Origin of the sequence: Paenibacillus cucumis (ex Kampfer et al. 2016) (assembly GCF_019748695.1) — a bacterium.
Lineage (GTDB): Bacteria > Bacillota > Bacilli > Paenibacillales > Paenibacillaceae > Paenibacillus > Paenibacillus polysaccharolyticus.
Window position 1 is genome coordinate 95648 of the sequence record NZ_JACLIC010000018.1, and the last position, 15813, is coordinate 111460.

Sequence of the window (15813 nt, forward strand, 5' to 3'; positions counted from 1 at the left end):
TAGCAGTAGATTGTCTACAAAGGGGGATTGAAGCCATGCGAGATGGCTGGTTGACGGTACTTCATTTGCAAAAACCTTCTCAGCTAAAAATCTTCCACATGTTGTATTTCATCATGAAACACCCACCCTTCGAAAGCTGAAGGACGTGGATATGTGGCTACAGCATAACAAAGAAATCAATCTGTCGATCGCGATCGGGCGACTCAATGGACTTATCCTTCAACCGGGTGAAACGATGTCCTACTGGAAGCTGATCGGCAAAACGACAGCGCGCAAAGGTTATGTTCCGGGCATGATATTATTTTATGGTGGCTTCAAACCAGGGGTTGGCGGAGGACTCTGTCAGCTCTCAAACCTTATTTACTGGATAACACTGCACACACCGCTTGCTGTTGTTGAGCGACATCGACATAGTTATGATGTTTTCCCGGACTCAAACCGCACACAACCGTTTGGCAGCGGGGCAACGTGTGCGTATAACTACCTGGATCTGATGATCTCCAATCCTACGTCAATATCCTACCAGCTTCATCTGGAGTTGAAAGATCATGTGCTGAGAGGAGAATGGCGTGCAGAAGAGAAAGTCTTATATTCTTATGAAATCTACGAGAAACAGCACCGCATTGAACAACAGCATTGGGGAGGATATGTCAGGAGTAATGTGTTACATCGGCGTATTTTTAATCCAGAGGGAGAATGGATTGATGATGAATTCATCACTGAGAATAATGCCCTTATGATGTACTCTCCATTACTAACGGAATCCGCAAAAAGTAATTAGCAGTATATTGCTCGTGACGAAGAGGGTAGTGTAATAGTCCTTTTAACTTGTAATTTGACCGGATTCTAATCCGTTATACATCACCAGCAGGTGATCCATCTTGGAAGACCTGCTGGTTGTACCTCAATTAGATTATGCATTAACTTCGCATGAACCCATTAATCTACAGCAAAATGTACCACAGCACTGTACAACATTTTGTTCCGAACGGGATCAAACGTAACTTGATGCTGAACTAACTTTACACGTAGAAGAAGGGCTTTGTTCACGCCCATCCGTTCATCAATCGCTCGTTCCAGTTCCTGAAAGTCATAAGCTTGAAGGCATTCAACCTTGTCCTTCATGATATCTAATGAAATTTCCATATGTGATGTAGACCCCCACTTTATACAATTGGCCCAATTCAGAGCCTGCCGAGATTAATTGTAGAGGAGCTTGTAAAGATCAGCAAGTGAAAACCAGCTAAACCGTATGTGATTATTTTATTTTAGATAAATTCATTTTGGAAGGAATGGTTCCGAGCATTCTTGCGATTTTCGTAATCTGCCCTCGATGATGAAATTCATGGGTGGTGCAATGGGTGAAAAGCCATAATTCGCTTAATTCAGCGGTTTCACTCATCCAACTGGCTTGAATGTCTGCGTCCCAATTGTCTTTGAAATGATGAAGAAATTCATCTACCAGCAAATCTGTCTTCTCAAATAATGCACGCATCTCCTGAACGTCTCTGATGGATTCCGGCTTTAGCTTGGGAATGCTTTGTCCAAGACCACGAACACCTAGCCATACACGATAACAATCCGAGACATGAACATGCAGGTTGCGGATGGATTCCCCACCTAAACCATCAATCGTTTGCGAGTAAGCTGCAGGGGACATCGTCTCACACATTTGGAAGAGGGATTCTCTTGTTCGTTTAATCATTTCATATTGATTCGTTAGTATATTCATTTTCATTAATCTCCTTTATAAGCGAATAACGATTCGCTTTTTTAATTAAAGACTAAAAGTATCTATAATATCTCTATTATATATTTATGTCAAATATTTTCAAGTTTACAGGAGAAGTATGCTTCGTTCAGGGGTGTGATATAATTGAGTTACAACTGATTGGCTATTTCGGGATAAATAATTTCCCTAGTATGTATAGAGAGGTTTTGGATATGACGAAAGACAATTTTTGGCGTGAATTGCCACGACCATTTTTTATACTTGCGCCGATGGAAGATGTGACCGATGTGGTGTTTCGGCATGTCGTCAGTGAGGCGGGCAGACCGGATGTGTTTTTTACCGAGTTTGCGAATACGGAAAGTTACTGTCACCCGGAGGGCAACAAAAGTGTGCGCGGGCGGTTAACGTTTACCGAGGATGAGCAGCCGATCGTGGCGCATATTTGGGGAGACAAGCCAGAGTTTTTCCGTGCGATGAGCATTGGCATGGCGAAGGAAGGTTTCAAAGGCATCGATATTAATATGGGCTGTCCTGTAGCGAATGTAGCGGAGAATGGCAAAGGAAGCGGTTTGATCTGCCGACCTGCCCTTGCCGCAGAGATTATCCAGGCCGCAAAAGCAGGGGGCTTGCCGGTGAGTGTCAAAACAAGACTTGGTTTCACCGAGGTCGATGAATGGCGCGACTGGTTAACTCATATTTTGCAGCAAGACATCGTGAATCTGTCCATTCACCTGCGCACAAGAGAGGAAATGAGCAAGGTGGATGCCCACTGGGAATTGATTCCCGAGATCAAAAAACTGCGGGATGAAATCGCACCGAATACACTGCTAACCATTAATGGGGATATTCTCGACCGTGAGGCTGGCCTGAAGCTGGCAGAGCAATATGGTGTGGACGGCATAATGATCGGGCGGGGAATTTTCCAGAATCCGTTTGCTTTTGAGAAGGAGCCGCGGGAGCACACGACGGAGGAGTTCCTTCATCTGCTTCGGCTGCATCTGGATCTGCATGATCAATATGCGGAACTGGAACCTCGTTCGTTCAGTCCCTTGGCGCGTTTTTTCAAAATATACGTTCGTGGATTCCGCGGTGCAAGTGAGTTGAGAGGTAACCTGATGAATGCTAAAACAACCGCTAAAGTACGTGATTTGTTGGACGAATTTGCAAGGAATGATCAGTCAGTTACAGAGGGGAACAGCATATAAAACAGTTGCATGATCACAGTAAAGTTCTGTTAAGTGAATCCTCGATACAAAATGGAACTGCTTGATCGCTATTTCAGAATGATGATGGCTGAATTGTATGCAAGATAACCATGTCTAAATGAACAGATATCTAACTTCTATAAGCTCTATAAATCGCTCAAGTGGAACGATCGCTTGGGCTTTTTATATGGTTTAACCATTTGACATGAGACCTTACATCTGCCTTCTGCAGCTTGGGTTAAGCTGATATAATGAACCGGATAGGCTGATCCCACGTGCCTTTACGCTAGGATATGAAACGGAGTAGATGGTTAGATGAGAAGAATGCTCGTGGCATTGGTTGCGGTTAGTCTTGGTTGTTATCTTTTGTTATTTGGATTACAGGAAGCAACGGAGAATAAAGGCATGAAGCCAGAGCCATCCAAGAATGGAATCCTGGATATGACCACATGGAATTTTAATTCCGATGAAGTAGCACCACTGGACGGGCAATGGGAATTTTACTGGAATGAACTACTGAGTCCAGGGGTTCACCCCGTTTCAAGTGCACAATTCATTCATGTACCCGGATTTTGGAGACATACAGCACAAGATGGGACTCTTCAGGCCAAGGGTGGTGGAACCTACCGTTTGAAGGTGAAGCTGGAGCCTTCTTCGAGGGTATATGGTCTAAGAATTTCGAACATCCGAATGGCGAGTACCGTTTATGTAAATGGCGAGAAGGTGGGAGAGAGCGGTGTCCCGACTTTAGATCAACATACATATGAATATGTGAACAGGCCGTATAATGCCTTTTTTACAGTACAAGGGGATACGGCAGAGATTTTGATTCATGTAGCCAATTTTGAAAATACGCAAGGCGGCATTCCCTATAGCCTTTACTTTGGAAGTGCGCAGGGCATTCAAGCTTTTAACATCAATACAACGGTCCTTAATTTAACGCTAATTGTATCCCTGCTGATGCTGGGATGTTATCAATTAAGTGTATACATTATTCGCAAAAAAGAACAAGGTCTTCTCTATTTCGGGTTAAGCTGTATTGTAATCGCATGGTCCTTTGCCAGTAACGGCGAACGGATTATCGTAGAATACTTTGATCTGCCCACCGAGTTTTATTATAAAATTCAGGCCATATCATTATATCTTTCTTTAATTACGATGGTGATGTTTATCCAATCCATGTGTGAAGGATTGATTGCTCGCTGGTTTACCAGAAGCCTTGTATATGGGATGGCCTTGTATATTGCATTTGTCCTGGTCACCCCGTTTCAATGGTATTCCGACTTCAATATCATCGCCAGTACCTTTCAACTTGGGGCTTACATCATCATGATTGGTGTTCTGCTCTATTCCTACCGCAAGGAACGATACGGCGAGTTCAGAAAAAAAAGTCTGGCGCTCTTTATCATGGCTTTATGCAGTTACTTGGTGGGTCTATTCGATTATGCTCTGTATTTGAGCAGTCTGACGACAAGTTACCAATTGGGGTATTATGCGATTTTGGCTTTTTGTTTCTTGGCATCGTTCATCATGTCTTACCGCTTCTCTGAAGCATATAATACCATTGAGAATATGGCGGCCAAACTCCAGAAGGCGGACAAGCAGAAGGATGAATTTCTGCTTCAGACTTCGCACGAGTTTCAAACGCCACTGCACGGTATTATCAATTTGTCCCAGAACATGCTGGAGACAGGTGCAGAAGAACTGAACAACGTTCAGATGCAGAATCTGTCTTTAATCCGGGATACGTCCAGAAGATTGTCCGCGCTGGTTCATGATATTTTGGATATGGAAAAAATTAAACGCAATGAATTGACTGTTCTTCCTGCCAAGGTGGATGTGCGCGTTACGGTGTCTCTTGTATTCCATTTGTTCGAACATCTCATCACAGGGAAGAAAATCAGGCTGGTTAACGCCGTACCGGATAAGCTGCCTCTGGTGTATGCAGATGAGAACAGGTTGAAACAGATTATCTACAACCTGGTGGGCAATGCGGCCAAGTTCACTCAGGAAGGTGTCATCACTGTGAGTGCACGGGCAACGGCTGATCGAGTTACCATTTGGATTGAGGACAGCGGTGTGGGAATTGCCAGGTCGGAATGGGATACGATCTTTCAACCTTTCGAGCAAGCCCACTCCCCGTATGAGTATAGTGGAACGGGCTTGGGATTGTTTATTTGCAGAAAGTTGCTACACCTGATGGATGGAGACATTTATATTGATTGGTCCGAGCAGGGAAGAGGAACAAGGATTGCTTTTACACTCCCGCTTGCGGATGAGAAATGGGATGGCAGTGCGGAAGCTGCTGCGACTTATGAGAATGATATACTAGAGCAGAAGCAGATCTCAGCAGTTACATCCATTCCAGAACATTCGGTTAATCAGTCTCCGTCTGTTGAAAGTAGGTTCACGATATTGGCAGTGGATGATGAAACCTCGAATCTCCATGTTTTGTCCCGGTTGTTCGCGAGTGAACCTTATCATATATTGTGGGCAAATAACGGAGTAGAGGCACTGGAGTTGCTTCATAGCCGCTCGGATATCGACTTAGTTCTACTGGATGTGATGATGCCCAGAATGTCCGGGTTTGAGGTCTGCAGAGAGATACGAAAGCAGTTCAGTCTGTTTGAGCTTCCAATTATTTTACTGACGGTGCTTCATTCTTCCAGCGATATTGAGGGAGGGTTAAAGGCAGGAGCGAACGATTTTATAGTCAAACCCTTTGACGCTTCCGAAGTACGGGCCAGAACAGAAACGCTACTGCGGTTAAAGACGTCCGTTGAGGATGCCATGAGGTCAGAGCTTGATTTTCTCCAGTCACAGATTAAGCCGCACTTTTTGTTTAATTCATTGAATTCCATTATGGCTTTATGCCGTATAGATCCGATACAAGCAGAGAATCTCATTACACATCTTAGTCATTATTTAAGAAGGAGCTTTGATCCCAGACCGGATCGTTATGTGTCGCTACGAGACGAGCTTCAGCTGGTTGAGGCCTATGTGGCGATTGAACAAGCCCGATTCGAGGATCGACTGACGGTTATATATGATGTACAGCCAGCAACGCTGGAGAAAAAAATCCTTCCGTTAACGATACAGCCTTTGGTGGAGAACGCGATCCGGCACGGTGTCATGAGAAGGGTCGTTGGAGGAACGGTTCGTTTGTCCATTACTCTGCATGAGGATACGGTTCAGATCGAAGTATGGGATGATGGCGTCGGCATGACCCCGGATCAATTACAAAAATTATGGGTAGCGAGTAACTCTTCATCTCAACGAAGGGGAGTAGGTCTGATGAATATCCGCCGGAGATTGGCACACTTCTGTAAAGAAGAATTAAAGGTGACGAGTGTAGAAGGAGAATGGACTAGCGTCAGGTTCCAGTTCAAAATATAAACTCGTGTACTGTGAAGAGAAGGGAATGATATTCATGAGAGTTGTCATCGTGGATGATGAGCGACTGGCTATTATGCGGCTGCAACACATCCTGGAGGGCATCGAGGAAGTGGAGGTCGTCGGCACTTACACGAATTATATGGAGTTGCTGAATGATTTCCCCCGTCTGCAACCGGATGCAGCTTTTTTGGATATTGATATGCCCGGTATGAACGGTCTGGAACTGGCTGCTAACTTGCAGGGCATGGAACTGGATACGGAGATTGTATTTATTACAGCTTACGATCAATATGCACTGGATGCATTCCGGGTGAATGCGCTGGACTATCTCTTGAAACCTGTAGATGAAGTGGCGCTGCGTGATACCATTCGGCGAATTCTCAAGCGTAAAAGACGGGCTTCTATGAGGAAAAAAGAAACGCATGCCCGTATCCAATGTTTCGGTCAGTATATTGTCTCTCGTTTAAACGATGGGAGCCCGGTCGATTTCCCGACGGCAAAGACAGAAGAGCTTCTCGCATATTTTCTGATTCACAGGGATACGAGTCTTTCTAAATGGAGCATATGTGAAAGTCTATGGCCGGAGCATGAGCCGCAGAAAGCAGAACAAAATCTGCATACAACCGTATTTCGCATGAAGAAAACCTTGCTGGATAACGGCATCCATATTCAATTAAGCTCCAAAAAGGGCTTTTATCATTTTCAATTGCTCGAATCCTGTGATTATGTGCGCTTCGAAGAGCTGAGGAGGGGAGGATCTGCCCAGATTGATAGATATCCTGCGGATGCAGAAGAGGTTTTAAGGCAGTATAAGGGGCCGCTTTTTGACTGGAAAGATTACGCCTGGTGTGAAGCGGATAAGGAACGGGCTAATCAAAGCTTTCGAGATATGTCCAAAACGCTGGCTCGCTTATATATGAAAAGAGGAGAGTATCGGCAAGCACAGGATTTTCTGCAATTCTTTCTCTCCATCGTTCCTTACGATGAAGAAGGTCATGAAATGATGCTAAGGATCTTTATGCACCGGCAGGATCGAACTTCCTTTTCCATGCATTTTAACAAAATGAAAGAGGTGTTCCAGCAGGAAATGGGAATGGAACCGCCTGCCTTCATGGAGCAGATGTATGTGGAAATGATGGGAAAATCATAGTTAGAAGAAGCTTTGCGGTACTCCCTGATAAATGGGATTCTGCGGAGCTTTTTTTGTGGCGTTTTCTGAGGTTCTTTGTAAGTGTTTTGTAAGCGTACGTAAGTAAAATTAGTTCTCGGGACCCACGAATGTCGAAAGAAGGGGAATTACGCGACTTATTGGTGTTGAGGTGAATACAGCGATATTGAGAGGAGAGCACCTGCGGTGAGAGCAGGGAAAGGCCGGAGAAGGACGGGCTTGAGATGTTTGACTGTGTACCTGTACATAGATGGCACCGGAAAAATTAGATAGTAATGATATGAAGAAGATTACGAATGTTTAATCAGGGAGGAATACAGAATGATGCAACATGTTATGGGCAGGAACAAGCTTCGATCCTTGTTTTCTGTTGTTCTTGTTTTCAGTTTACTTTTGAGTTCGTTTCCATCCATTGCTTTTGCGGATGATCCAGCATCACTTGAGATCGGAACTGCTTCCGGATCTCCTGGTGATATAGTAGAAGTTCCTGTATATATCTATCCGGGGGATTATAGTATATATGGCTATCAGCTTAATTTTACCTATAATCCTAATAAACTTGAGCCGATGCCAGGGGTAGCAAGTACGAAATGGAACACATCTACCTTTGATAAAGGTGAAATTCCAGCCAGTACTGAAGTTTATGTGAACTCCAGTTTCGGAGAAGAACACCCCATTAAGGATGGGAAGCAAGAGATATTTGTTTTACATTTTAGAATAAAGGAAACAGCGAGTGAGGGTTCAGCCCATGTGATTTGGAATTCAGGTACATACATTGGATCTAATGAATCCATAGTAGGTATTGACCATAATACTCCGGGTTCTGTCACAATAAATCCTGCCTCTGGAACAGGCACGGGGGACGTGGAACCAAAGGATGCACAATCACCTCAAATTAACCAGCAACCTTTGGATAAAGAAGTGAATTTGAATGATAGTGTGCAGTTGAGTGTAAATGCAACGGTAAGTGACGGCGGAGTGTTAAGCTATCAATGGTACAGTTTAATTACGACTGGAGAGAGGGCCATTGATGGGGCTACGGATAGTAGCTTTGATGTGCCGACAACGACGGCAGGAACAACGTTTTATTTCGTTAAGGTAAAGAACACACTCGGTGCCAGTTCCAAGATAGACTCTAGCCAAGTAGTCAGTGTAACGGTGAAACCCCCATTGGCTGAAGGGCATTGGCAAGATATAACGGGGCCAGAGATACCTGTTAATGGACCAATTGATATCGCAGTTGATCCGAATGGTACGGTGTACGTGGCTAGTTCCACAACAATTAAGATGCGGTCCAACAATGGTAACTGGATCGATATAACACCAGAAGAAGGTCTCGAATATATCTCGGGTATGGCTGCAGATAGCACAGGGGCAATCTATGTGTCGCGGAGCCGCAGTAGTTCTATTTTGAAATATATGGATGGTACTTGGGAAGTTGTTAATGGCACTAATGAAGGTCTCTCCACGCCAGTTGATGTGGCAGTGGATGAGAATAACCAGATTTTTGTAGCAGATAGAGAGTTCAGAAACGTTAAAAGACTGGTCGATGGAACCTGGGAAAGTATCAGTGAATTCAATGTCTCTACTCCTGTTGGATTAGCAGTAGGTAATGGGAATGTTTATGTAACATATGATAACTTTGTTGAATTTGGAGTTAAAACATTAATGGATGGTAGCTGGGAAGGTATCACAGCTGGCACAAAATTTAATATGCCACAAGGAATTGCAGCCGATGCAAGTGGGGATGTGTATGTAGCAGACTCATATAATCATGTTGTAAGGAAGCGGTCTGCAGGCGTATGGACAACGGTCAGTGAAGTAAGTGATTTCAGCCTTCCATATGGTGTAGCCATAAGTCACAATGGAGACGTGTATGTCACAGATTATGAGAGCGGACATATTAAAAGGCTGATTGTTAATGCAGCAATTCCGGTTATTCATGCACAGCCCATTGGCGATACGGTAGATCAGGGAGCTGAGCAACCGAAATTGAGCATTAATGCCACAGTTAACGATGGTGGTACATTGAGCTATCAATGGTACAGCAACACGAAAAATAGCGTGGAAGGAGCCTCATTGATTGAGGGTGCAACGGAGAGCAGTTATTCCGCACCGACAACTCAACCTGGCATTCTCTACTATTATGTGAATGTAAAAAATATGAATACTTCTGCTGCCCAAAATCAAGCCGCATCAGTCAATAGTTCCCTTGCGCTAGTGACGGTGAGTAGCGGCGGCAACACTGGTGGTGGAACAGGACCAGTGATTACGGAACCAGCAAAGGCACAATCCCCTCAGATTACCCGACAACCTGCGGACAGAAGTGTAAGCCTGAATGATCCAAGTCCACAGTTGAAAGTCGTTGCAAACGTAAATGATGGTGGTCAGCTATCCTATCAATGGTATCGCAATACGAAGAAAAGTGTCGAGAGTGGAAACATTGAAAAGATCGCAGGAGCAACGGAAAGCAGGTATGATGCGCCCGCATCAACTGTGGGAATAACGTATTATTTTGTTGAGGTAACCAATACGTTAGGTGAAACTTCCACAACAACGCCGAGCACTGTAGCTACAGTACTTGTAAGTAAGGGGAGCTGGCAAGATATCACGGGGCCAGAGGCATCTTTTGTTGGTGCAAATGGTATTGCAGTCGATCCGAATGGTACGGTGTATGTAATAAGTGGAATGAAAATTGTTAAGCGTACTATAGACAGTGACTGGCAGGATATCACTCCTGCTGATGGAGAGGAAAGAGAAGATTTTTATACAGGGATTGCAACAGATAGCAAAGGTACAATTTATGTGTCTAGGAGCAGTGACAGCTCTATCTTGAAATACGCTAATAATATTTGGGATACTGTTCCTGGTAATGGACTTATCAATCCATCGCATTTGGCAGTTGATGAGCAAGATCAGATCTATGTGGTTGATCGAGGCGACGTAATTAAAAAACTGGTTAATGGTACTTGGGAGAACTTCGGTTCAATTAATAGTTACATTTCTAGTTTAGTAGTGACTGGTGGGAAAATGTATGCTAGTCATAGTAATGGAGTTACGGTCAAAACGTTGTGGAACGATAGTTCGGAGGAAGTCGCACCTGGCGTACAGTTTATCATGTTAATAGGAATGACAGCGGATGCGAACGGTAATGTGTATGTTGCAGACAGTGAAGGCGTGAAAAAACTGTCAAATGGTGAAGCGACGCCAATTAGTACAAAAGCCGATTTCAGTATTCCGTATGGGCTCGCTTTAGATTCCCTTGGTAATTTGTATGCTGTTGATAATCAGCTCGGCAAGGTTAAGAAGCTCATCATCAACGCAGCAACTCCGGTAATTCATACGGATCTGGTGGACTTAAAGGTAGATCAGGGAAGCGAGAGCCCGCAATTGAGCGTGAATGCCACGGTAAGTGACAGTGGTACATTGAGCTATCAATGGTACAGTAACACAAATGATAGCGTTGAAGGCGCTACATTGATTGAGGGTGCAACAGAGAGTAGTTTTTCCGTACCTACAGATCAAGCAGGTAAGGTGTACTATTATGTGAAAGTGAAGAACACAAACGATTTGGCTGCTCAGAATCAAACGTCAACGGTCAATAGTTTGGTTGTGGCGGTGACTGTCAATTCAGCTAATCTTCCGGCTTACAATGTATTCTTTAATCGGCAGGATGGAACTGCTCCATTCTCAATGGGGGTAACACAAGGCTCCAAGATTCCAGTAATGATTGTTAAGGAAAGAGCAGGTTACACCTTTGAAGGGTGGTACAAGGATGCAGCAGGAACATTAAAATGGAATAACGATACAGATGTTGTGAATAGCGATGTTACTTTATATGCAAAATGGACTGCCACTAGCAACGGCGGTGGAACAGATCAAGGTGGCAACACTGGCGGCAACGCTGGTGGAAACAGTGGAAGTGCTGGCAATGCAGGAAGCAACAACAGTGTTAGCGCAGGAGCAACTCCTGCAGGCACGCCAGCCCCGACCAATGATGCGGTTGTAGTACTGGTGAATGGCAAAGAGGAGCGCATTGGTAAGTCTGTAGCTTCTAAAGAAGGTGAGCGTACGATAACGACGATTACTGTCGATCAGCAGCAACTGGACACCAAGCTGAATGCAGAAGGGCAAGGCGCTGTTGTAACAATCCCTGTTTCTGCTGAGTCCAATATCATTATAGGTGAACTCACTGGACAGATGATCAAGAAGATGGAAGACAAACAGGCGATTCTGGTTGTGAAAACAGGAAATGCAAGCTACTCGATTCCTGCGCAGCAGCTTGATATTGATTCAATCTCCAAGCAACTGGGTGAGGCGGCAACACTGGAGGACATCAAGCTCTCATTACGTATCGCTTCTCCGGAAGCAGCAATGATGAAGGTTGCCGAAGATGCGGCGAAACAAAATGCACTTTCACTGGTAGCACCTTCAATTGACTTTACAGTCAAAGCAGAGTATGCAGGAAAGTCAGTGGATATAAATAAGTTTAATGTGTATGTGGAACGGTCTATAGCTCTGCCCGAAGGTATTGATCCGAGCAAAATTACGACAGGGATCGTAACAGATCCAGATGGATCTGTACGTCATGTTCCAACCAAAGTAACACTGGAGAATGGCAAGTATTTTGCCCACATTAACAGCTTGACCAATAGCTTGTACTCGGTAGTTTGGCATCCGCTGACGTTCAAAGATGTAGAAAGTCACTGGGCCAAGGATGCTGTTAATGACATGGGTTCCCGTTTAATTGTAAATGGCAGTGGTAATGATCTTTACAATCCGAATGTAGATATGACACGTGCTGAATTCGCAGCTATCATGATGCGGGGCTTGGGATTGAAACCAATTGAAGGAAATTCACCTTTTGCAGATGTAAAAGCTTCCGATTGGTATCATTCCGCCGTGCTGACGGCTTATGATTACAAGCTGATCGATGGCTTCGAGGACGGGACTTTCCGTCCGCAAGAGAAGATTACCCGTGAACAAGCGATGGTGATTCTGTCCAAAGCGATGGCAATTACCGGGCTAACAGAGAAGCTTGCAGGTAAGGGCAGCGATGAAATGCTGAAACCTTACACGGATGCCTCACTTGTTGCAGCATGGGCGAAAGCTGGTGTAGAAGCAAGCTTGGAAGCAGGTGTCGTGAGCGGCAGAGGAGCAGAACAACTGGCTCCGAAGGCGAATATTACCCGTGCTGAAGTTGCGACGATTGTACAACGGTTACTGAAGGTATCCGGTTTAATTTAATGCACTTCAAAGGGTTGCTCCGTGCAGAACTAACTGCATCAGGGGCAACCCTTTTTGTGTATTTTGCATAATAAAAAAGACGTTACCGGAATGGCTATAAAGAAGCCAGCATGTATCCTGCTCCCCGAATCGTAATAATTCTCTCTGGATGGAGGGGGTCATCCTCTATTTTTTTGCGCAAATTACTGATGTGTACAGCGACCGTTCTCGTATCCTCCAGACTTTCCATGCCCCAGACAAGATTGAATAACGTATCGACCGAGATCACCCGGTTCACATTCTGTGCCATATAGGACAGGAGACTGAATTCTTTTTTGGATAAAAAAATGGTTTTACTACCTATGTTGACGGACTGAGCATAGAAATCCAGTTGCAACCCTGGTAACTCCAGCAGTTGTTCCCGCCTGCTTGACGATACTCTGCGAAGATGAGCCTTGATTTTGGCCATGAGTACGCCTGGACTGAACGGCTTGGTCACATAATCGTCGCCGCCATCCGTTAATGCACTGATCTTCACCTCATCTTCCTCATGGCTGCTCAGAAACAAGATCGGCGCATCAGTGTAGCCTCTTGCGTTCCTGCACCAGTCAATGCCGTTTTCATTGGCTAGCATCACATCCAGTACAATCAAATCAGGATTAAACGATGTAAGCAGCTGCATGGCTTCTGTCCCGGTATGACTATAAGTGCAATTAAAACCTTCACGTTCGCAATACGCCTGAACAATCTCACATATATGGGGATCATCATCGACGATCATAATTTTGTACGAGTCCTTCATGTGGTCACCTTCCTGCTATTGAATAGAGCGGCAGCGATATATAAAATATCGATCCCGTCTCGCCGTCGCTGTCTGCATGAACGCTTCCCCCATGTGCCTGAACAATTTCCCTGCAAATCGCGAGTCCGAGTCCACTGCCCTCCACTTTCATGTCCGTGCTTGGCCGATCATATCGGTAATTGCGATCAAAGATTTGCTCGAGTTGATCCGGGGGAATACCCATGCCAGAGTCTTGTACACTAATGATCACAATAGAGGGATCTTCTGTCTCATCCACGGCTAGAGCAAGACGTATGATTCCACCAGTAGAGGTGAACTTCATCGCGTTGGATACGAGATTAAACAAAGCCTGCTCTAATCTTTGCTCATCAATCTCAATGTGCGGAAAGTCAGCCCGTTGATCTTCCCCTCTGCCGATGTCCAGTGTGAAATCCAATCCTGCGTCAAGCACAACCAGCTCATATTGTTCAAAAAAACGATGTAAGAAGTCGGCTGCATGAACTGGCTCCATGTGGTATTCCACTTGTCCTGTCTCCAGATGAGACAAGAAGGACAACTCCCCGATCATATGATTAATCCGTATCGTGTTATCACGAATATACTTTAGGTACTGTTCATTGCGTTCTGGCTTCACCATGTCTTTTACCGCCTCGACATAACCAAGCATGCTGGACAGCGGCAGACGCAAATCATGTGTAATGTAGGCAAGTAGCTTCTTTCTGCCATGCTCTGAGCGGAGTAACTGCTCATACGACTTACGCAGGTCTTCGTGAGCCGCAGATAATGCATGTGTACGTTCCTTCACCAGTTGCTCCAGATTGGTATTCATATCGGTAAGCCTGTCATTCGCTTCCTGAAGCTCATGGGCAATCCGCACCTCGTTTGTTGCTGCCCTTGTAAATCTGGAAGAAAGCAGAATCAGCTGTGCAATCGTGAATATCAACAGACCTGCCGGAGAAGTATTTCCGATTGGCGACCACTCATTGAAGTATAAGAAGTCGTTAATCACCGTAACCAAAGCAACCACGGATACGAGCAGGAAAATCAGAGCTCCCTCCATATGCTGCATAGCCGCTTTGGCTAGCCCAACCATCAGATATGCCATATGAAGAACAACGACCGCACCAATCAACATTAACATTTTGGTATAGATCAGTGCAGGGGTTATGACAACAACCAGGCAGAGTAATCCCGTTACGATTCGGCTGCCAAGACGGAACCATCGTGAGACATAATTCGGGAAAATACATTCATAATACTTGGTAATGACATACCCACCAAGACAAAGAGTCAGATATTCCATTTTAAATTGCAATTCCCACGGGAAATCAGGAAAAAATTGTGTAAACATCAGCTCGCCATTCAGCATGGATCGGATGCCAAACAACAAGGTAAACAGACCAAAGTATAACGGTGCTCTGTCCTGACGGCGGAGCAAGAACAACATCAGATTATATAAGCCAATGACGAGCAGACTTGCTGTTATAAACATGTCTGTGGCAACCTTCAGTTTAGTCTGGACCGTTAATACGTTACTGCCACCCAGTTCTATTTCTTTGGTGATACCGCCACGATTATGATAGAAATTGGATACTTGCATCACGAGTTCTAACGTATCGCTCTCGGGCTGGAAGAACACCAGTTTTGTTGCCAATTGCGGTGTCATGTTACTTTTGTCCTGACCAACCCTACCTGCTTCTGCAAGCAGTTCTCCGTTCACCCATAGTTTATAAGCATGGAAAATGGTAGGTAACCGCAGCGCAAGTCGCTCATTTCTGTCCTGCTCGCTAAGCTTAATGAGCAGACGAAAAGTGGCAAAGCCTTCTCCTGTCAGTTCTTGACCATCCGATTGGTAGCCTAGCCATGATCCAGGTATATTGATATATCGGTCAGACTGTCCACCCATTTCCATACGACTTCGTATATCCTCAGGCGAAAGCAACTGATGCCAGTAAAATGTCCATTCTCCCTCTAACTTTACAGGATTTGTACGAATATGACCCTGAGTTAAATCGAGTATGCCTTGTTCGCTTCTAACGGGAGGGGAATCTGGCGCAGACATCACGGCGTAGCTTATGACCAAACCGATAACAACGACAAAAATGATGTGAAGCAAGATCGTACGAGAACTGACTCGCAGAATATCCCTGAACATGAAGTTGACCCCAATCTACAAAATTCGCTATAAATATCTGAATATCTTCATGATAGCATCAACAAAAGAAAATGTGTGAGTCATGGAGATAAAAACTTCAAGAAAGACCCAGATGACTTCAAAGGTGAA

Annotated in this window: 9 protein-coding genes; 5 read left to right on the forward strand and 4 right to left on the reverse strand. The window is 44.7% G+C overall.

All coding sequences use genetic code 11. The features are described from left to right. The first annotated feature begins 46 nt into the window (after positions 1 to 46). Positions 47 to 781, forward strand: a complete 735-nt coding sequence (locus H7T88_RS10835; protein ID WP_221788498.1) for a VanW family protein — start codon at positions 47 to 49, stop codon at positions 779 to 781. 158 nt (positions 782 to 939) lie between these two features. On the opposite strand, the gene H7T88_RS10840 is transcribed toward H7T88_RS10835, so the two are convergent. Together H7T88_RS10840 and H7T88_RS10845 are read right to left on the reverse strand one after the other, a co-directional pair. Further along, entirely contained in the window at positions 940 to 1146 is a 207-nt protein-coding gene (locus tag H7T88_RS10840; protein WP_154960348.1) for a DUF2536 family protein, read from the reverse strand. 112 nt (positions 1147 to 1258) lie between these two features. After that, complete coding sequence (locus tag H7T88_RS10845) at positions 1259 to 1732, reverse strand: DinB family protein (RefSeq protein WP_154960347.1); 474 nt, start codon at positions 1730 to 1732, stop codon at positions 1259 to 1261. Positions 1733 to 1944: 212 nt separating this feature from the next. On the opposite strand from H7T88_RS10845, the gene H7T88_RS10850 reads away from it, so the two are divergent. From H7T88_RS10850 to H7T88_RS10865, 4 genes are all read left to right on the forward strand, one after another. Then, positions 1945 to 2937, forward strand: coding sequence for a tRNA dihydrouridine synthase (locus H7T88_RS10850; RefSeq protein ID WP_221788419.1), 993 nt, complete (start codon positions 1945 to 1947; stop codon positions 2935 to 2937). A gap of 315 nt (positions 2938 to 3252) precedes the next feature. Next, complete coding sequence (locus H7T88_RS10855; protein ID WP_221788420.1) at positions 3253 to 6333, forward strand: hybrid sensor histidine kinase/response regulator; 3081 nt, start codon at positions 3253 to 3255, stop codon at positions 6331 to 6333. Positions 6334 to 6367: 34 nt separating this feature from the next. Beyond that, positions 6368 to 7483 (forward strand): response regulator, encoded by a 1116-nt coding sequence (locus H7T88_RS10860; protein ID WP_221788421.1) that lies wholly within the window; start codon positions 6368 to 6370, stop codon positions 7481 to 7483. A 339-nt stretch (positions 7484 to 7822) separates the two neighbouring features. Then, positions 7823 to 12748, forward strand: coding sequence for an S-layer homology domain-containing protein (locus H7T88_RS10865; protein WP_221788422.1), 4926 nt, complete (start codon positions 7823 to 7825; stop codon positions 12746 to 12748). 94 nt (positions 12749 to 12842) lie between these two features. Here the strand turns inward: H7T88_RS10865 and H7T88_RS10870 are convergent, their stop codons facing one another. Beyond that, positions 12843 to 13529: a response regulator transcription factor gene (locus tag H7T88_RS10870; RefSeq protein WP_221788423.1), complete on the reverse strand. Its 687-nt coding sequence runs from the start codon at positions 13527 to 13529 to the stop codon at positions 12843 to 12845. 4 nt (positions 13530 to 13533) lie between these two features. Continuing rightward, a complete protein-coding gene (locus H7T88_RS10875) occupies positions 13534 to 15684 on the reverse strand; it encodes an ATP-binding protein (protein WP_221788424.1) in 2151 nt (716 codons plus the stop codon). Positions 15685 to 15813 lie beyond the last annotated feature (129 nt).

Coding starts and splice junctions, on each gene's coding strand:
- H7T88_RS10840 (WP_154960348.1), bottom strand. CDS start 1,146: ATGGAAATTTCATTAGATATCATGAAGGACAAGGTTGAATGCCTTCAA.
- H7T88_RS10845 (WP_154960347.1), bottom strand. CDS start 1,732: ATGAATATACTAACGAATCAATATGAAATGATTAAACGAACAAGAGAA.
- H7T88_RS10850 (WP_221788419.1), top strand. CDS start 1,945: ATGACGAAAGACAATTTTTGGCGTGAATTGCCACGACCATTTTTTATA.
- H7T88_RS10855 (WP_221788420.1), top strand. CDS start 3,253: ATGAGAAGAATGCTCGTGGCATTGGTTGCGGTTAGTCTTGGTTGTTAT.
- H7T88_RS10860 (WP_221788421.1), top strand. CDS start 6,368: ATGAGAGTTGTCATCGTGGATGATGAGCGACTGGCTATTATGCGGCTG.
- H7T88_RS10865 (WP_221788422.1), top strand. CDS start 7,823: ATGATGCAACATGTTATGGGCAGGAACAAGCTTCGATCCTTGTTTTCT.
- H7T88_RS10870 (WP_221788423.1), bottom strand. CDS start 13,529: ATGAAGGACTCGTACAAAATTATGATCGTCGATGATGATCCCCATATA.
- H7T88_RS10875 (WP_221788424.1), bottom strand. CDS start 15,684: ATGTTCAGGGATATTCTGCGAGTCAGTTCTCGTACGATCTTGCTTCAC.